This is a genomic window from Streptomyces sp. NPDC006385 (assembly GCF_040612485.1).
Classification (GTDB): Bacteria; Actinomycetota; Actinomycetes; order Streptomycetales; family Streptomycetaceae; genus Streptomyces.
In genome coordinates this window covers 20,958-37,614 of the sequence record NZ_JBEXQG010000009.1, presented here as the reverse complement: position 1 = coordinate 37,614, position 16,657 = coordinate 20,958, and the positions used below count along the sequence as shown (strand labels likewise).

16 protein-coding genes and 1 riboswitch are annotated in these 16,657 nt (G+C 70.8%); of the genes, 7 read left to right on the top strand and 9 right to left on the bottom strand.

The window, feature by feature from the left end:
* Positions 1–113 precede the first annotated feature (113 nt).
* Both ABZ078_RS09415 and ABZ078_RS09410 read left to right on the top strand, forming a co-directional pair.
* Positions 114–647, top strand: a complete 534-nt coding sequence (locus ABZ078_RS09415) for a DinB family protein (RefSeq protein WP_356573291.1) — start codon at positions 114–116, stop codon at positions 645–647.
* Positions 648–688: 41 nt separating this feature from the next.
* Positions 689–1,264, top strand: coding sequence for a hypothetical protein (locus ABZ078_RS09410; protein ID WP_356573289.1), 576 nt, complete (start codon positions 689–691; stop codon positions 1,262–1,264).
* A gap of 38 nt (positions 1,265–1,302) precedes the next feature.
* Here ABZ078_RS09410 and ABZ078_RS09405 read toward each other — a convergent pair whose 3' ends face one another.
* The 5 genes from ABZ078_RS09405 to thrC all read right to left on the bottom strand — a co-directional run bounded on the left by ABZ078_RS09405 (position 1,303) and on the right by thrC (position 6,921).
* Positions 1,303–2,430: an NADH:flavin oxidoreductase gene (locus ABZ078_RS09405; RefSeq protein WP_356573287.1), complete on the bottom strand. Its 1,128-nt coding sequence runs from the start codon at positions 2,428–2,430 to the stop codon at positions 1,303–1,305.
* A gap of 202 nt (positions 2,431–2,632) precedes the next feature.
* Positions 2,633–4,255: a chaperonin GroEL gene (gene groL / locus ABZ078_RS09400; protein ID WP_356573285.1), complete on the bottom strand. Its 1,623-nt coding sequence runs from the start codon at positions 4,253–4,255 to the stop codon at positions 2,633–2,635.
* A gap of 393 nt (positions 4,256–4,648) precedes the next feature.
* Positions 4,649–4,855 carry a cold-shock protein gene (locus ABZ078_RS09395; protein ID WP_016436693.1) on the bottom strand — a complete coding sequence of 69 codons (207 nt, stop codon included), beginning with the start codon at positions 4,853–4,855 and terminating at the stop codon, positions 4,649–4,651.
* Between the two features lie 442 nt (positions 4,856–5,297).
* On the bottom strand, positions 5,298–5,573 hold the full coding sequence (locus ABZ078_RS09390; RefSeq protein WP_159667017.1) for a MoaD/ThiS family protein: 276 nt from the start codon (positions 5,571–5,573) through the stop codon (positions 5,298–5,300).
* Between the two features lie 64 nt (positions 5,574–5,637).
* Positions 5,638–6,921 carry a threonine synthase gene (gene thrC, locus ABZ078_RS09385; RefSeq protein WP_356573283.1) on the bottom strand — a complete coding sequence of 428 codons (1,284 nt, stop codon included), beginning with the start codon at positions 6,919–6,921 and terminating at the stop codon, positions 5,638–5,640.
* Between the two features lie 18 nt (positions 6,922–6,939).
* Positions 6,940–7,095: riboswitch (SAM riboswitch) on the bottom strand.
* A gap of 132 nt (positions 7,096–7,227) precedes the next feature.
* On the opposite strand from thrC, the gene ABZ078_RS09380 reads away from it, so the two are divergent.
* Both ABZ078_RS09380 and ABZ078_RS09375 read left to right on the top strand, forming a co-directional pair.
* Positions 7,228–8,172: a glucosyl-3-phosphoglycerate synthase gene (locus tag ABZ078_RS09380; RefSeq protein ID WP_356573281.1), complete on the top strand. Its 945-nt coding sequence runs from the start codon at positions 7,228–7,230 to the stop codon at positions 8,170–8,172.
* Between the two features lie 153 nt (positions 8,173–8,325).
* On the top strand, positions 8,326–9,705 hold the full coding sequence (locus ABZ078_RS09375; protein WP_356573586.1) for a trehalose-6-phosphate synthase: 1,380 nt from the start codon (positions 8,326–8,328) through the stop codon (positions 9,703–9,705).
* Here ABZ078_RS09375 and otsB read toward each other — a convergent pair.
* From otsB to ABZ078_RS09360, 3 genes are read right to left on the bottom strand one after another with little or no spacing between them, the layout of a single operon-like run.
* Positions 9,693–10,589: a trehalose-phosphatase gene (gene otsB / locus ABZ078_RS09370; RefSeq protein WP_356573279.1), complete on the bottom strand. Its 897-nt coding sequence runs from the start codon at positions 10,587–10,589 to the stop codon at positions 9,693–9,695. The two genes, ABZ078_RS09375 and otsB, sit on opposite strands and share 13 nt — an antisense overlap.
* A 41-nt stretch (positions 10,590–10,630) precedes the next feature.
* Positions 10,631–10,888: a DUF3263 domain-containing protein gene (locus ABZ078_RS09365; RefSeq protein WP_356573277.1), complete on the bottom strand. Its 258-nt coding sequence runs from the start codon at positions 10,886–10,888 to the stop codon at positions 10,631–10,633.
* A 45-nt stretch (positions 10,889–10,933) separates the two neighbouring features.
* Positions 10,934–12,169: an extracellular solute-binding protein gene (locus ABZ078_RS09360; RefSeq protein ID WP_356573276.1), complete on the bottom strand. Its 1,236-nt coding sequence runs from the start codon at positions 12,167–12,169 to the stop codon at positions 10,934–10,936.
* 155 nt (positions 12,170–12,324) lie between these two features.
* Here ABZ078_RS09360 and ABZ078_RS09355 point away from each other — a divergent pair, with 155 nt between their 5' ends.
* The 3 genes from ABZ078_RS09355 to ABZ078_RS09345 all read left to right on the top strand — a co-directional run bounded on the left by ABZ078_RS09355 (position 12,325) and on the right by ABZ078_RS09345 (position 15,609).
* The gene (locus ABZ078_RS09355) at positions 12,325–13,326 is read left to right on the top strand and encodes an ROK family protein (RefSeq protein WP_356573274.1); all 1,002 of its coding nucleotides are present in this window, start codon (positions 12,325–12,327) and stop codon (positions 13,324–13,326) included.
* A gap of 104 nt (positions 13,327–13,430) precedes the next feature.
* A complete protein-coding gene (gene nagA, locus ABZ078_RS09350; RefSeq protein ID WP_356573272.1) occupies positions 13,431–14,537 on the top strand; it encodes an N-acetylglucosamine-6-phosphate deacetylase in 1,107 nt (368 codons plus the stop codon).
* A 142-nt stretch (positions 14,538–14,679) separates the two neighbouring features.
* Complete coding sequence (locus ABZ078_RS09345; protein ID WP_356573270.1) at positions 14,680–15,609, top strand: 1-phosphofructokinase family hexose kinase; 930 nt, start codon at positions 14,680–14,682, stop codon at positions 15,607–15,609.
* A gap of 3 nt (positions 15,610–15,612) precedes the next feature.
* Here ABZ078_RS09345 and ABZ078_RS09340 read toward each other — a convergent pair whose 3' ends face one another.
* Positions 15,613–16,551 (bottom strand): CBM35 domain-containing protein, encoded by a 939-nt coding sequence (locus ABZ078_RS09340; protein WP_356573268.1) that lies wholly within the window; start codon positions 16,549–16,551, stop codon positions 15,613–15,615.
* Positions 16,552–16,657: the final 106 nt, after the last annotated feature.

Genomic DNA, 16,657 nt, shown 5'->3' with positions numbered 1-16,657 from the left:
GCCCATGAGCGCTTGAAGAACACAGATCGGCCGTCGAATAGGACAGGATCTGACCTCTATGGCTCCTAACGTGGGTTCAGCCGAGGGAACAGCGACCCATGGAGGGCCAGGCCATGAGCCAGACCACGCACACCACCGTCACCGACGAGCGCGCCGACCTGCTGGCAGCACTCGCCAAGCACCGGGAGTTCCTGCGCCTGACCACCCGCGACCTCACCGACGAGCAGGCCGGGCGGCGGACCACGGCCAGCGAGCTGTGTCTGGGCGGCCTGATCAAACACGTCACGTCGACGGAGCGGAACTGGGTGGACTTCATCCAGCACGGCCCGTCCCCCGAGGACGACTTCGACGCCATGACGGAGAAGGACTGGGCCGAGCGGGCCGACGAGTTCCGGATGCTGCCCGGCGAGAGCCTGGCCGGCGTGCTGGCCGCGTACGACGAAGTGGCCCGCCGCACCGACGAGTTGGTGGCCACCCTGCCCGACCTGAACGCCTCCCACCCGCTGCCCAAGGCCCCGTGGTTCGAGCCCGGCGCCCGCTGGTCGGCCCGCAGGGTGCTGCTCCACATCATCGCCGAGACGTCCCAGCACGCCGGCCACGCCGACATCATCCGCGAGTCCCTGGACGGCGCGAAGAGCATGGGCTGACCATTGGCGAACGGCCCGGGGACTGGCACAGACTGGCACCCATGAACCACGCCCAGCTGACCGCCCTGGGCCGCGCCCTCCGCCTCCTCGGCGAGCACGGCGAGGCCCTCACCGCCACCACCCCGGACGCCAAGCTGCACGAGGTCAAGGCGGACCTGCGCCGTGCCCTCGACCTCCTCGACGAGAGCGTCACCGGCGCCGCTCCCAGCACCCGCTGCCCCGAGCACCCCACCGGTCCGGTCGACACCGCGGCCCCCGACCTGTGCCTGCTGTGCGAGACCCGGCGCCGAGCCGCCCGCCGAGCCGAGTACAACGGCACCGGCCCCGCCGTCCCCCGCACCCCCGAGCACCCCGCCCCCTCCCGCTACGGCGTCCGGGGCGACCGCCCCCAGCCCCAGCAGCGCTGGCTGCCGGAGCTGTGGAACGGGCAGGAGTGGCAGCTCTGCGGCACCCCGCGTCGCGACCGCCGGGAGGCCGAGCTCTATCTCGCCGCCCAGCGCCGCGGACCGCGTGCCGCCATGGCCTACCGGCTCGTGCACGAGTTCACCGACTACGAGGTGCTGCGCGTGTGGGGGACGCCGGTGCGGGTCGACATCGAGCCGATGGGCAACCTGTGAGGCCGCACGGCCGCGTCACCCGCCGCCGGAGTTGAGGCTCAGCTCAGCGTCTTCAGCGCCGCCGCGTCGTACGGCTTCAGCTCGTCGAGGCGGTCGCCGAGGACCTTGGCCGCCCACTGAGGGTCCTGGAGCAGGGCGCGGCCGACGGCCACCAGGTCGAACTCGTCGCGCTCCAGGCGGTCCAGGAGGTCGTCGATGCCCTTGACCGCGGAGCCCTCGCCCATGAAGCTGCGGATGAAGTCGCCGTCCAGGCCGACCGAGCCGACGGTGATCGCGGGCCTGCCGGTCAGCTTCTTCGTCCAGCCGGCCAGGTTGAGGTCGGAGCCGTCGAACTCCGGGACCCAGTAGCGGCGGGTGGAGGCGTGGAAGGCGTCGACGCCGGCCGCGGCGAGCGGGCTGAGGATGGCCTCCAGCTCCTCGGGGGTCTCGGCGAGGCGGGCGTCGTAGGCCTCCTGCTTCCACTGCGAGTAGCGGAAGATGACGGGGAAGGACGCGGAGACCCTCTCCCGTACGGCGGCCACGATCTCCGCCGCGAACTTCGTACGGGCGACCGGGTCACCGCCGTACGCGTCCGTGCGCCGGTTGGTGCCCGCCCACAGGAACTGGTCGATCAGGTAGCCGTGCGCGCCGTGGATCTCCACGCCGTCGAACCCGATGCGCTCGGCGTCGGCCGCGGCCTCGGCGAAGGCGCCGACGACGTCGTCCAGATCGCTCCGCGTCATGGCTCGTCCGGTGGCCTCGGTGGCGCCGATACGCAGACCGGAGGGGCCGACGGCGGGGGCGTCGGCGTACGGCGGCTGGCCCTGCTCGCGCACCATGCCGATGTGCCAGAGCTGCGGGACGATCGTGCCGCCCGCCGCGTGCACCGCCTCGGCCACCTTGGCCCAGCCCGCCAGCTGCTCGTCGCCGTGGAAGCGCGGGACCCGGTCGCTCTGCCCGGCCGACTCATGGCCGACGTACGTGCCCTCGGTCACGATCAGCCCGACACCGGCGGCGGCGCGACGGGAGTAGTACGACACCACGTCCTCGCCGGGGATGCCGCCCGGGGAGAACATGCGCGTCATCGGCGCCATCGCGATGCGGTTGGGGACGGTCAGGCCGTTGATCACGGCCGGCCGGGACAGGATCTGGGCCGCACGGAAGGCGGGGGACTCGGCGACGGTCACGGCGGAGCTCCTCGGAGACGGGTCTGTAGACCAGTTGGTATGTGCGCACGCATTGTTGCACTCACTTAAACAACTGGTCGTGCGGATCCCGCATTCCGTGTCTGTGGGAGTCCGGCCGTGACCCCGGACACACCCGAGGGCGGCACCCCCTGTCGCCAGGAAGTGCCGCCCTCGGTCAGGACGAAGCCTGATCCGCGCGGGATCAGAAGTCCATGTCACCGCCCGGCATGCCGCCACCGGCGGGCGCGGCGGCCTTCTCCGGCTTGTCGGCGATGACGGCCTCGGTGGTGAGGAACAGCGCGGCGATGGAGGCGGCGTTCTGCAGCGCGGAACGGGTCACCTTCGCCGGGTCGATGATGCCCTCGGCGATCATGTCGACGTACTCACCGGTCGCGGCGTTCAGGCCGTGGCCGACCTGGAGGTTGCGGACCTTCTCGACGACGACGCCGCCCTCGAGACCACCGTTGACGGCGATCTGCTTCAGCGGGGCCTCCAGGGCGAGCTTCACGGCGTTGGCGCCGGTCGCCTCGTCACCCTCGAGCTCCAGCTTCTCGAAGACCTGGGAGGCCTGGAGCAGGGCCACGCCACCACCGGCGACGATGCCCTCCTCGACGGCCGCCTTGGCGTTGCGCACGGCGTCCTCGATGCGGTGCTTGCGCTCCTTGAGCTCCACCTCGGTGGCGGCACCGGCCTTGATGACCGCGACACCGCCGGCCAGCTTCGCCAGGCGCTCCTGGAGCTTCTCGCGGTCGTAGTCCGAGTCGCTGTTCTCGATCTCGACGCGGATCTGGTTCACGCGGCCGTTGACCTGCTCGGAGGAGCCGGCACCGTCGACGATGGTGGTCTCGTCCTTGGTGATGACGACCTTGCGGGCGCGGCCCAGCAGGTCGAGCGTGGCGTTCTCCAGCTTGAGGCCGACCTCCTCGGAGATGACCTCGCCGCCCGTGAGGATGGCGATGTCGCCGAGCATGGCCTTGCGGCGGTCACCGAAGCCCGGGGCCTTGACGGCGATGGACTTGAAGGTGCCCTTGATCTTGTTGACGATCAGGGTGGACAGGGCCTCGCCCTCGACGTCCTCGGCGATGATCAGCAGCGGCTTGCCGGACTGCATGACCTTCTCGAGGAGCGGGATCAGGTCCTTGATGGAGCTGATCTTCGAGTTGGCGATCAGGATGTACGGGTCGTCGAGGACGGCCTCCATACGCTCCATGTCGGTGGCGAAGTACGCCGAGATGTAGCCCTTGTCGAAGCGCATGCCCTCGGTGAGCTCCAGCTCCAGACCGAAGGTCTGGGCCTCCTCGACCGTGATGACGCCTTCCTTGCCGACCTTGTCCATGGCCTCGGCGATGAGCTCACCGATCTGGGTGTCGGCGGCGGAGATGGAGGCCGTGGAGGCGATCTGCTCCTTGGTCTCGACGTCCTTCGCCTGCTCCAGCAGGGCGGCGGAGACGGCCTCGACGGCCTTCTCGATACCGCGCTTGAGGGCCATCGGGTTGGCGCCGGCGGCTACGTTGCGCAGACCCTCCCGGACCAGGGCCTGGGCGAGAACGGTCGCGGTGGTCGTACCGTCACCGGCGACGTCGTCCGTCTTCTTGGCGACTTCCTTGACCAGCTCGGCGCCGATCTTCTCGTACGGGTCCTCGAGCTCGATCTCCTTGGCGATGGACACACCATCGTTGGTGATCGTGGGGGCGCCCCACTTCTTCTCGAGGACGACGTTGCGACCCTTGGGGCCGAGCGTCACCTTCACGGCGTCCGCGAGCTGGTTCATGCCGCGCTCGAGGCCGCGCCGCGCCTCCTCGTCGAACGCGATGATCTTGGCCATGTGAAGTGGTCCCTCCAGGACTGGGGGTGATTCCTTCGGACCGCGCCCGCGCCCGCGACGGACGGCTCGCCGACCTCGTGGTTCCTTGCCCCACCCGGCCTGCGGGCCTCACCGACCCGGTCCTTCTTTGTCACTCTCACCTTCAGAGTGCTAACGCCAATGATTAGCACTCGCCCCTGTCGAGTGCAAGCGGCTCTCGGGGATCGGGCGGGGCGCCCGGCCGGGCGGGAGCAGGTCCGGAACACGTCCGGGACCGGTCCGGAACACGTCGGAACAGGTCCGGAACAGGTCCGGACCCGTCCCGGACAGGGCCGGAACATGGCGAAGGGCCCGCACCCCGGGAGGTGCGGGCCCTTCGAAGAAGAACGTCGCTGCAGTCAGTCGGCGCGTGCTTCAGCCGGCCGCCAGACGGACCATGTCCGCCTGCGGCCCCTTCTGGCCCTGCGAGATCTCAAAATCGACCCGCTGACCTTCCTCCAGGGTGCGGTACCCGTCCATCTGGATCGCGCTGTAGTGGACGAAAACATCCGCACCACCGTCGACCGCGATGAAGCCGTACCCCTTCTCCGCGTTGAACCACTTGACGGTGCCCTGAGCCATGCCTAACTCCCCTATTACTGGCCCTTGCACAGATCCACACTTCGCGGATCCGGGTCAGACCTCACCCCCCATCGGTCGGGGGCGTGCGCCGGAACGCGTCGACCGCGGCTGAATGTATCTGCCCAACTGCCGTCTGCAACAGGTCAATCGGACGAGAAATCCGGGCACGACCGGTCGGGAATGTGGGGAAAATTCCCCTGACTTCAGGTCAAGTCGGGCCAGGCAAAGGGAGCAAAAGCCGCATAAAACCCGCACACTTTGGCTACTTCTTGTCGGGCGAGCGGCAGAAATCAAGGGCTGCCGACCCGTGGATCGGCGGCGCGTTCCCCAACTGTACCTCGCTCAACCACACAGAATTGCCCCCTCCGCTTCTCTCACGGAGGGGGCAATTCGATGAACGCTCGGTAACTGGCATTACCGACGGTAATGATCGGTCATTCGGTCAGCCGCCGGCGACGGCCGGAATGATGGAAACTCCGGCGCCGTCCGGGGTGGCCGTCTCAAGCCCCTGCTCGAAACGGACGTCGTCGTCATTGACGTACACGTTGACGAACCGCCGCAGCTTGCCCTGGTCGTCCAGCACCCGGGCGGCGATCCCGGTGTGGTTCTTCTCCAGATCGGCGATGACCTCGGCGAGGGTGGCGCCTTCGGCGCTCACCTCGGCCTGGCCGCCCGTGTAGGTACGCAGGATGGTGGGGATGCGAACGGTCACGCTCACGGTGAAAACCTCCGGTGGGATCACTTACTCAGGGGCGGGCCACCAGCCCGCAGACCAACAACGACTAGACGAGCCCGGCATCCCGGAACGACTCCAGGCTGGGGCGAATCGTCGCGGTGAGCCCCGTACCCGCCACCGCGTCCAGCGTCTTGAGGCCGTCGCCGGTGTTCAGCACGACCGTCGTCAGCGTCGGATCCAGCACGCCGTTGTCGATGAGCTTCTTCGTGACGCCCACCGTCACCCCACCGGCGGTCTCGGCGAAGATGCCCTCCGTGCGCGCCAGCACCTTGATCGCGTCCACCACCTGCTCGTCGGTCACGTCCTCCACCGCACCGCCCGTGCGGCGCGCGATGTCCAGGACGTACGGACCGTCGGCCGGGTTGCCGATCGCCAGGGACTTGGCGATGGTGTTCGGCTTCTGGGGGCGGACCACGTCGTGCCCCGCCTTGTACGCCGTCGACACCGGCGAGCAGCCCTCGGCCTGCGCACCGAAGATCTTGTACGGCTTGTCCTCGACCAGCCCGAGCTTGATCAGCTCCTGGAGACCCTTGTCGATCTTCGTGAGCTGGGAGCCGGAGGCGATCGGGACGACGATCTGGTCGGGCAGCCGCCAGCCGAGCTGCTCGCAGATCTCGTACGCCAGGGTCTTGGAGCCCTCGGCGTAGTACGGCCGCAGGTTGACGTTGACGAAGCCCCAGCCCTCGCCGGCCGGGTCGCCGATCAGCTCGGAGCAGAAACGGTTCACGTCGTCGTAGTTGCCCTCGATGCCGACGAGGTCACCGCCGTAGACGGCGGCCATGACGACCTTGCCCTGCTCCAGGTCGTGCGGGATGAACACGCAGGACCGGAAGCCGGCGCGGGCCGCGGCGGCACCGACGGCGCCGGCGAGGTTGCCGGTGGAGGAACAGGACAGCGTGGTGAAGCCGAAGGCGCGGGCGGCCTCCAGGGCCTGGGCGACGACACGGTCCTTGAAGGAGTGCGTCGGGTTGCCGGAGTCGTCCTTCACGTACAGGCCGCCGGTCACGCCCAGCTCACGGGCGAGGTTGTCGGCCTTGACGAGCTTGGTCCAGCCGGGGTTGAGGTTCGGCTTGCCGGCCACGTCGGCGGGGACGGGCAGCAGGGGCGCGTAGCGCCAGATGTTCGCGGGGCCCGCCTCGATCCGCTTGCGGAGCTCCTCGGTGTCGTAGGCCGAGAAGTCGTACGCGATCTCCAGCGGGCCGAAACACTCCTCGCACGCGAAGACCGGTCCGAGGGGTACCCGGTGACCGCACTCGCGGCAGGACAGCGCCGCGGCGGGACCGAGGTCGACGGTGGAGTCGGTGGTGCTTGCAACAGTCTGCACAGCCATGTGAGGCGAGGCCCTTTCTCCTCATCTTCCTCACGACGCACTTCGCCGTGAGACGGATTTGGCACCTTCCCTAGCCGGGAGCCTCGCGCAGTGGTCGCCAGTGACCTACGAGTGCCGGCTGGAGGGTTGCCGGGGCTTCATCGGGCCGTGTCCCTCTGCCCCTCTGGATGAGCTGTATTCGGTTGTCGACAGCGGCCGACCCTGGACATGCGATGGTCATCCGCGTTGTTCAAGACTGTAACCGACGGCAAGGACAGTTGAGATAGTCGTCCGAACCGCGAGACAAACAGTGAGGAGCCGCCGACCGTGCTGGAAGAAGTCGAGCGCTGGCTGAGCACCCGCTCCTGGTCCGTGACCGATCGCCCCCCGCACCAGATACTGGCCGCGAAGCAGCGGTCGGGCCAGTCGGTCTCCGTCGTGCTGCCCGCGCTCAACGAGGAGGAGACGGTCGGCGACATCGTCGCGATCATCCATCACGACCTCGTGCGGCAGATTCCGCTGGTCGACGAGATCGTCGTCGTCGACTCCGGGTCCACCGACCGCACCTCCGAGGTGGCCGCCGCGGCCGGCGCGACCGTGGTGCACCGGGACGAGATCCTCCCGCGCATCCCGGCCGTGCCCGGCAAGGGCGAGGTGCTGTGGCGCTCCCTGCTGGTCACGCGCGGGGACGTCGTCTGCTTCGTCGACGCGGACCTGAAGGAGTTCTCGTCGGACTTCGTCTCCGGCATCGTCGGGCCACTGCTCACCGAGCCGGGCGTCGACCTGGTCAAGGCGATGTACGACCGCCCCCTCGGCACGGCGGCCGGTCAGGGCGGCCGGGTCACCGAGCTGATGGCCCGCCCGCTGCTGAACATGCACTGGCCGCAGCTGGCCGGTTTCGTGCAGCCGCTGGGCGGCGAGTACGCGGCCCGCAGGTCGCTGCTGGAACAGCTCCCGTTCCCCGTGGGGTACGGCGTGGAGCTGGGCATGCTGGTCGACGCCCTGCACCTGGTGGGCCTCGACGCCCTGGCCCAGGTGGACGTGGGCGTGCGCAAGCACCGCCACCAGGACGGCCAGGCCCTGGGCCGGATGTCCGCGGCGATCTACCGCACGGCCCAGCTCCGGTTGGCGCGCGGGCATCTCGTACGGCCCGCCCTCACCCAGTTCGAGCGGGGCGAGGACGGGTTCGAGCCGCGCACGTACTCCGTGGACACCGAGGAGCGGCCGCCGATGGTGGAGATCGCCGAGTACGCGGCGCGCAGGGTCGCGTGAACGTCCGGTACCGGCCGTATACGGACCGGCCACTGAGCGGAACCGCACGTTTGAGCGTTTCCGGGCCGGGCTAGGTTGAGGCGTATGGCTTCCACGGCTTCTACGGCTTCCACTTCCACGGCTTCCACGGCTTCCACGCAGGGCGCGGCCAAGGTGCTGGTCGCGTCGAACCGCGGCCCGGTCTCCTACGCGGTGGGCGAGGACGGTTCGCTGAACGCCAAGCGCGGCGGCGGCGGGCTGGTCTCGGGACTGTCCGCCATCGGCTCGGACGCGGACGCGCTGTGGGTGTGCTCCGCGCTGTCCGACGGGGACCGGGAGGCGGTCCGGCGCGGGGTCGGCGAGGACGGCGTGCGCATGCTGGACATCCCGGCCGACGTGCACGCCGACGCGTACAACGGCATCGCGAACTCGGTGCTGTGGTTCGTGCACCACATGCTGTACCAGACGCCGCTGGAGCCGGTCTTCGACGCGGAGTTCCGGCGGCAGTGGGCGTCGTACGAGACCTACAACCGGGCGTTCGCCGAGGCGCTCGCCGAGGAGGCGGCGCGGGGTGCGGCGGTCGTGGTCCAGGACTACCACCTGACGCTGGTGCCGGGCATGCTCCGCGAACTGCGCCCGGATCTCAGGATCGGCCATTTCTCGCACACGCCGTGGGCACCGCCGGAGTACTTCCGGCTGCTGCCGGACGACGTGGCCGGGCAGGTGCTGCGCGGCATGCTGGGCGCGGACCGGCTGGGCTTTCTCACGCAGCGGTGGGCGGACGCGTTCATGGCGTGCGCCGAGCGGTTCGCGGGCGGGCTCGGGGGCACGCGCGTCGGCGTGCACGGGCTGGGGGCCGACGCGGACTTCCTGCGCAGGCGGGCGCACGAGAGCGACGTCGAGGAGCGGATGGCGGCGCTGCGGGAGGAGATCGGCGAGGGCCGCCGGACCATCGTCCGGGTCGACCGCACGGAGTTGTCGAAGAACATCGTGCGCGGCCTGCTGGCCTACCGCCGGCTCCTGGAATCCCACGCCGAGTGGCGCGAGCGCGTGGTGCACGTGGCCTTCGCCTACCCCTCGCGGCAGGACCTCGCGGTGTACCGCGACTACACGGCCGAGGTGCAGCGGCTGGCCGAGGAGATCAACTCCCGGTTCGGAACGCCCGGTTGGAGCCCTGTCGTGCTGCATGTGAAGGACGACTTCGCGCGGTCGCTGGCCGCGTACCGGCTGGCGGACGTGGCGCTGGTGAACCCCATCCGGGACGGCATGAACCTCGTCGCGAAGGAGATGCCGGTCGTCTCCGACGAGGGGTGCGCGCTGGTGCTGTCGCGGGAAGCCGGAGCCTTCGAGGAACTGGGCGAGGACGCGATCGCCGTCAACCCGTACGACGTGGTCGACACGGCGCGGGCGCTGCACGAGGCGTTGTCCATGGGGCCGGCGGAACGGGCGGAACGCTCGAAGCGGCTGGCGGCGGCCGCGACCGCCCTCCCGCCGGCCCAGTGGTTCGTGGACCAGTTGCACGCGCTGGAGGAGGGCTCCGGTCAGTCCGCCTGATCGGCGATCCGCCGCAGCAGCCGTACGACCCCGGCCGGGCCGTCGACGACGACGTCCGCGCGCTTGGACAGCTCGGTGACCTCCTCGCTGCCGCTGCACACCAGGAGGCCGGGGGTGCCCTCGGAGCGGAGTTCGTCGACGGCGGCGTAGGCGGGGAGGTCGCCGAGGTCGTCGCCGGCGTAGAGGACGGACTCGGCGCCGAGTTCGCGGACGTACTCGCTGAGCGCCACGCCCTTGTCCATGCCGGGCGGGCGCAGTTCGAGGACCATCCGCCCCGGTTCGACGATGAGTCCGCTGCGGGCGGCGAGGTCGCGCAGGGGCTCGCGCAGCGCCTCGAAGGTGCCCTGGGGGTCGGCCGCGCGGCGGGTGTGCACGGCGACGGCATGCCCCTTGTCCTCGATCCAGGCGCCGGTCCCCTCCAGCAGCCGCGGCAGTTCGGCTCGGACGGCCGCGACACCGGGGTGCGGGTCCGGTGCGGTGACCGCACCGCTGACGGCGTCCCAGCGTTCGGCGCCGTAGTGCCCGAGCACGACGAGGTGCTCCAGCCCCGCGACCCCCGCGAAACCGCCGTACCGCACGGCCACCTCGGCCGGACGTCCGGTGATCACCGCGACGGCGGCCACCTTCGGCGCGAGCGCGGCGAGCGCCGGCACGGCGTCGGGGTGGGCGCGGGCCCGCTCCGGGTCGGGCACGATCGCCGCGAGCGTCCCGTCGAAGTCCAACGCCACCAGCGCCCGCCCGGGCCGCGCGAGGATGGCGTCCAGCCCGTCCCGCCCCGGCTGGGTCGTGGGGGTCGGCAGGGGGTTCACGGAACCGGTCGCGTCGGAGTCGGTCGCGTCGGAGTCGGTCGAGTCGGAATCGGTCAGATCCTTGTGACTGCCCATACGGCGACCCTATCCAGGCGGGGGCGGGTGTACCCCTTCGCTCACCGCTCTGCCCGCCGCGCCTCCCGTACCCGCCGCAACCGGTTCACCGTGACCGGGTCGTGAGCCAGCGCCCGTGGGTCGTCCAGCAGGGCGTTCAGGAGCTGGTAGTAGCGGACGGGAGCCAGGCCCAGTTCCTCCCGTATCGCCCGCTCCTTGGCGCCGGGCCCGGGAAAGCCCCGCCGTTCCAGAGCGAGGATGGCCTGCTCACGCTCGGCGAGGCCGGTGTCCGGCCGGCCCCCGTCCTGGTGCTGGTTCATGCCTGGCACCGTAGCCCCAGCCACTGACAGTGCCGCGGCCGCCGCCTACTCCGCGCTCTCCGCCCGCGCGGCCGTCGACTGCAGCTGCTCCAGGATCACCGACGGGTTGCCGCCGGGCGACACCGCCCGGCCGATGTGCTGCTTGATCTCCGCGCTGACCGCGGCCCAGGAGGTCCGGCCGACCGGGTACAGCTCGGAGAGCGGAAGCTGCGCCAGGAAGGGCTTGAGGTCGGCGTCCCGCTTGGCCGCCGCCATCTGCGTGGACGCGGAGTTCGTGACCGGAAGGAGGTCGTACCGCTGCGAGAAGTCCAGCACGTTCTGCTTGTCGTAGACGAAGTCGAGGAACTCGCCCACCTGCTCGGCGTGCCCGTTCTGCTTGAAGGCCATCATCCAGTCGGCCACACCCATGGAGAGCTTCGTCGGCCCCTGAGCCCCGGGCATCGGCACCATGCCGAACTTCACGCCCTTCCTCGTCGCCATCTGCATCAGCGAGGGATGCCCGTTGAGCATGCCGACGTCACCGGCCGCGAAGGCGGAGAATGCGTCGGCCCGGTTGAGTTCGCCGGGCGCCACCGGCCCCGTGAGCCCCTTGCCGACCAGGTTGTCCTTGAGCCAGCCGAAGGTGGCGACGTTCTCCGCGGAGTCGATGCTGTACGTGCCGAGGTCGTAGTCGGTGTAGCCGCCGCCACCGCTGAGCAGCCACTGCATCGTCTCGGCCTGCGCCTCCTCCGGACCGAGCGGCAGCGCGTACGGGTACTTCACGCCCTCCGCCTTGAGCGCCTCGGCGTCGGCGGCCAGCTCCTTCCAGGTCGTCGGCGGGGTGATGCCGGCCTGCTGGAAGAGGGTCTTGTTGTAGAAAAGCAGGCGCGTGGAGGAGGCGAACGGAATGCCGTACTGCACCCCGTTGACCTGCCCCGCGTCCGCGAGCCGCGAGACGAAGTCGGCCTGGACCGAGATGGAGAGCAGGTCGTCGGCCGGGTAGAGGAGATCCTTCGCGGCGTAGTCGGCGTACGCGCCGATCTGCGCCAGGTCCGGCGCCTCCCCGGCGGCCACCATCCCCTTGACCTTGGCGTCGACGTCGTTCCAGGAGTACACGGTGACGTCGATGGTGACGCCCGGGTGCTCCTTCTCGTACTCCTTGACGAGCTTGTCCCAGTACTTCTCGGAGCTGTTCGCCGGGCTGTCGCCGTAGTCGGCCGCGACCAGCTTCAGCGTGACCTCGCCCGAGCCGCCGGTCAGCCCGCAGCCGGCCAGGACCGCCGTCAGGCCCAGTGCGGACACCGCCGCGATCGTTCCCGTACGCCTACGCCGCTGCACGCAAAACCGCCCCACACCCATGTTCGAAAGCTTTCGAAACGTCATACAAATTGCCCCCTAAGGTCTACACCACGTAAGTGGACTAGACCTCTCGCGGGTACACAAGCCAAACTGTCCCCGTGAGACATGTCATCGCCCTCGATGTGGGCGGCACCGGGATGAAGGCCGCCCTGGCGGGGGCGAGCGCCGCTGCGCCCGGCGAGGGCGGCATCGGACAGCGGCTGCCGGCGCGGGCCCCCGCGACCCCCCTGCTCCACCAGGCCCGCCGCCCGACCGGCCGCGAGCGCGGGCCGGACGCGGTCGTCGAGGGCATCCTGGACTTCGCCGCCGAGCTGCGCGCGTACGGCGAACAGCGCTTCGGCGAGCCCGCGGCCGCCGTCGGCGTCGCCGTCCCCGGCATCGTCGACGAGGAGCGGGGCGTCGCCGCCTACGCGGCCAACCTGGGCTGGCGGGACGTACCCCTGCGGCGGCTGCTCTCCGAACGGCTCGGCGGCGTCCCCGTCGCCCTCGGCCACGACGTGCGCACCGGCGGTCTCGCCGAGGGCCGGATCGGCGCGGGCAGGGGCGCCGACCGCTTCCTCTTCGTCCCGCTCGGCACCGGGATCGCCGGCGCCATCGGCATCGACGGCCGGGTGGAGGCGGGCGCGCACGGCTTCGCGGGCGAGATCGGCCACATCGTCGTACGGCCCGGCGGGGCGCCCTGCCCGTGCGGGCAGCGCGGCTGCCTGGAGCGGTTCGCCTCCGCGGCGGCGGTGAGCGAGGCGTGGGCCGCCGCCTGCGGGGACCGGGACGCGGACGCCGCGGACTGCGCGAAGGCCGTCGCGTCCGGTGACCCGAACGCCGTACGGGTCTGGCAGGAGGCCGTGGACGCGCTCGCCGACGGCCTGGTCACCGCGCTCACCCTGCTGGACCCGCGCACCCTGATCATCGGTGGCGGGCTGGCCGAGGCGGGGGAAACGTTGTTCACACCGCTGCGGGAGGCCGTCCGGCGGCGGGTGACTTTCCAGCGGCTGCCGTCCATCGTCCCCGCAGCCCTGGGCGATACCGCCGGATGCCTGGGTGCCGGCCTCCTGGCCTGGGATCTCCTCGACCACACCGACCGTACGGAGGTAACCCCCTGATGGCAGCGGACCTAGGGGCGCGGGGAACTGCGCGACCAGCCACGACGAGCCCGCACCCCGCGACGGGCAAAGCACCCCTGATCCTCTCCGGCGCCCACGTGGTCATGCCCACAGGAACCGTCAAAGACGCGCAAGTGATCGTCGACGGCACCCGTATCACCGGCACAGCCCCAGAAAACGCCCACCGCATCGACCTCCACGGCCACTGGCTCCTGCCAGGGTTCGTGGACATCCACAACCACGGCGGCGGCGGAGCATCGTTCACGTCAGGCACGCCGGACGACGTAGTCAAAGGCATCCACACCCACCGCCTGCACGGCACCACCACCCTCGTCGCCTCCACCGTCACCGGCGACATGGACTTCCTGGCCCAACGAGCCGGCCTCCTCTCCGAACTCGCCGAGCAGGGCGACGTCGCCGGCATCCACTTCGAGGGCCCGTTCATCTCGCCGTGCCGCAAGGGCGCCCACTCCGAGGAGCTGCTGCGCGACCCGGACCCGGCGGAGGTCCGCAAGCTGATCGACGCGGCGCGCGGCCACGCGACGATGGTCACCCTCGCCACCGAACTGCCGGGCGGCATCGACTCCGTACGCCTCCTCGCCGAGCACGGCGTCATCGCGGCGATCGGGCACACGGACGCCACGTACGAGCAGACGCTGGAGGCGATCGAGGCGGGCGCGACGGTCGCCACGCACCTCTTCAACGCGATGCCGCCGCTCGGCCACCGCGAGCCGGGCCCGATCGCCGCCCTGCTGGAGGACGAGCGGGTGACCGTCGAGCTGATCAACGACGGCACGCATCTGCACCCGGCCGCGCTTCGGCTCGCGTTTCACCGCGCGGGCGCGGACCGGATCGCGTTCATCACGGACGCGATGGACGCGGCAGGCTTCGGCGACGGCCGCTACATGCTCGGCCCGCTGGAGGTGGAGGTGGCCGACGGCGTCGCACGGCTCGTGGAAGGCGGCTCGATCGCGGGCTCGACCCTCACCCTGGACCGTGCCTTCAAGCGGGCGGTGACGATCGACCGGCTGCCGGTCGAGGACGCGGTGGCGGCCCTGTCCGCCAACCCCGCCAGGCTGCTCGGCCGCTACGACCGCATCGGCTCCCTGGAGCCCGGCAAGGACGCCGACCTGGTCGTGCTGGACTCCGCCTTCGACCTCAAGGGCGTGATGCGCCGGGGCGAATGGGTGGTTGAGCCCCAACTGGGGTGATGTGTCCCGCTGTTGAGGGCGGCGGTTGTCCTGGGAGACTGGGATGGCCGCCGCCCGTTTGACATGATCAACCCTCCGGGCGAAGCGTCCGGCAGACAGACGGCAGGCGCATTCTGAACTTCTGCGGGGGAGGTCGGCCCGGGTGATCCTCACGGTCACGCTGAACACCGCTCTCGACATCACCTACCGCGTCCGGGCCCTACGGCCCCACGCGTCCCACCGGGTCTCCGAGGTGACCGAACGCCCCGGCGGCAAGGGCCTGAACGTGGCCCGCGTCCTCGCGGCCCTCGGTCACGAGGTGATGGTCACCGGTTTCGTGGGCGGCGCGACGGGCCGCGCCGTACAGGAGCAGCTCTCCGCGACGCCGGGCGTGGTGGACGCGCTGGTCCCGGTGACGGGCGCGACCCGGCGCACGATCGCCGTGGTCGACGACCACACCGGCGACACGACCCAGCTCAACGAACCCGGCCCGACGGTCACCCCCGCCGAGTGGTCCGCCTTCCAGCAGACGTACGAGGATCTCCTCACCCCGGCCGCCGCGGTCGCCCTGTGCGGCAGCCTGCCGCCGGGGCTGCCGGTGGGAGCGTACGCCGGTCTGGTGCGGGCCGCGAAGGCGGCCGGGGTACCCGTCCTGCTGGACACCAGCGGCGAGGCACTGCGCCGGGGCGTCGCCGCCCGCCCGGACATCATCAAGCCCAACGCCGACGAGCTGGCCGAACTGACCGGCTCCCACGAGCCGTCACGCGCCACGCAGGACGCCCGCAGACGCGGCGCCCGAGCAGTCGTCGCCTCCCTCGGCGAGACCGGCCTCCTGGCCCTGACCCCCGAGGGCCGCTGGCGAGCCACCCCACCCACCCGCCTGCACGGCAACCCGACCGGCGCCGGCGACGCGGCGGTCGCGGGCCTGCTGTCGGGACTGGTGGAGCACCTGCCGTGGCCGGACCGCCTGACCCGCGCGACGGCACTGAGCGCGGCGAGCGTGGTGGCACCGGTGGCGGGGGAGTTCGACCGGGGGGCCTATGAGGAGCTGCTGGGGCGGGTGGCGGTGACCGGGGAGGTCACCGCGGCCTGACGGCTACGACCTGACCCAGCCCTTGACCAGCCACAGCCGGTCGATCAGGGCATCGCACTGGTTGCCCTGCTCACACGACACCTTGATCGTGTTCGTGCCCTTGTTGAGCTGGACGTAGTTGAAGGTCTCCGTCCAGCCCTTCTCGTAGTCACCCTCGGCGGCGCCCGCCCAGTTCTTCAGGTCGACCGGGGTGTTGGCCGCCGTGCCGTTGACCGTGAGCGTGGCGTTCTGGTCCTTGCCGGGGACGCTGTAGCCGACGAACACGGTGTACTTGCCGGACTTCGGGATGCCGTTGGCGGTCCAGGTGACGGAGGAGCCGACCTGGTTGAAGCCGGTGACGTAGACGCCGCCGTCGGCCTTGGCGCCCTTGATGTCGGACGCGGTGGTGGCGCCGCCGGCGAGGGCCAGCGCCTTGGCGTCGATCGCCGGCAGGTCCTCCTCGTTCGCCGCCTGGTCGCCGCCCTGCGACGGGCTGGACTCCGCGCTCTGGGACTGCGTCGGGTCCGACTGGGCCTCGTTGCCGCCCTGGTCCTTGTCGCCCTCGCCGCCGCCCAGCATGGCCACGCTGATGCCGATGACGACCGCCGCGACGACGGCGATCGCGCCGATCAGCAGGCCCTTGGTGTTGGGACCTGAGCCGCGGCCGCTGCCGCCGCCGTACGCCGGCTGCTGCGGGGCCGTCGGCGCCCCGCCGGGGAACGTCTCCGGCGCCGCGTAGTGGGCGTTCGGCCGGTTGTACGCGCCCTGCTGTTGCGGTATCTGGGGCGCGGCCGCCTGCTGGCCGTACTGGCGCTGCCCGACCGCGCGCACGCGGTTGACCGAGTTCGGATAGCCGTAGCCACCGGACGGCGGCTGGGCTCCGTTGGCCTGCCCGTCGGCGTAGAGGTAGCCGAACGGGTCGTCGTCCTCAGGCGTGCTGGCGCCGTTGTTGCCGGACGTCATCCCTTTGGTACTCCTCACCAGGTGCGGGCGGATGCGATACGTGTGGTCAGGATGGCGAGCCTACCCGCTCTCGCTGGCCCAAACGGGTGACTCGGATCGCATCAAC

Coding starts and splice junctions, on each gene's coding strand:
- ABZ078_RS09415 (WP_356573291.1), top strand. CDS start 114: ATGAGCCAGACCACGCACACCACCGTCACCGACGAGCGCGCCGACCTG.
- ABZ078_RS09410 (WP_356573289.1), top strand. CDS start 689: ATGAACCACGCCCAGCTGACCGCCCTGGGCCGCGCCCTCCGCCTCCTC.
- groL (WP_356573285.1), bottom strand. CDS start 4,255: ATGGCCAAGATCATCGCGTTCGACGAGGAGGCGCGGCGCGGCCTCGAG.
- ABZ078_RS09395 (WP_016436693.1), bottom strand. CDS start 4,855: ATGGCTCAGGGCACCGTCAAGTGGTTCAACGCGGAGAAGGGGTACGGC.
- thrC (WP_356573283.1), bottom strand. CDS start 6,921: ATGGCTGTGCAGACTGTTGCAAGCACCACCGACTCCACCGTCGACCTC.
- otsB (WP_356573279.1), bottom strand. CDS start 10,589: ATGGGCAGTCACAAGGATCTGACCGATTCCGACTCGACCGACTCCGAC.
- ABZ078_RS09365 (WP_356573277.1), bottom strand. CDS start 10,888: ATGAACCAGCACCAGGACGGGGGCCGGCCGGACACCGGCCTCGCCGAG.
- nagA (WP_356573272.1), top strand. CDS start 13,431: ATGCCCACAGGAACCGTCAAAGACGCGCAAGTGATCGTCGACGGCACC.
- ABZ078_RS09340 (WP_356573268.1), bottom strand. CDS start 16,551: ATGACGTCCGGCAACAACGGCGCCAGCACGCCTGAGGACGACGACCCG.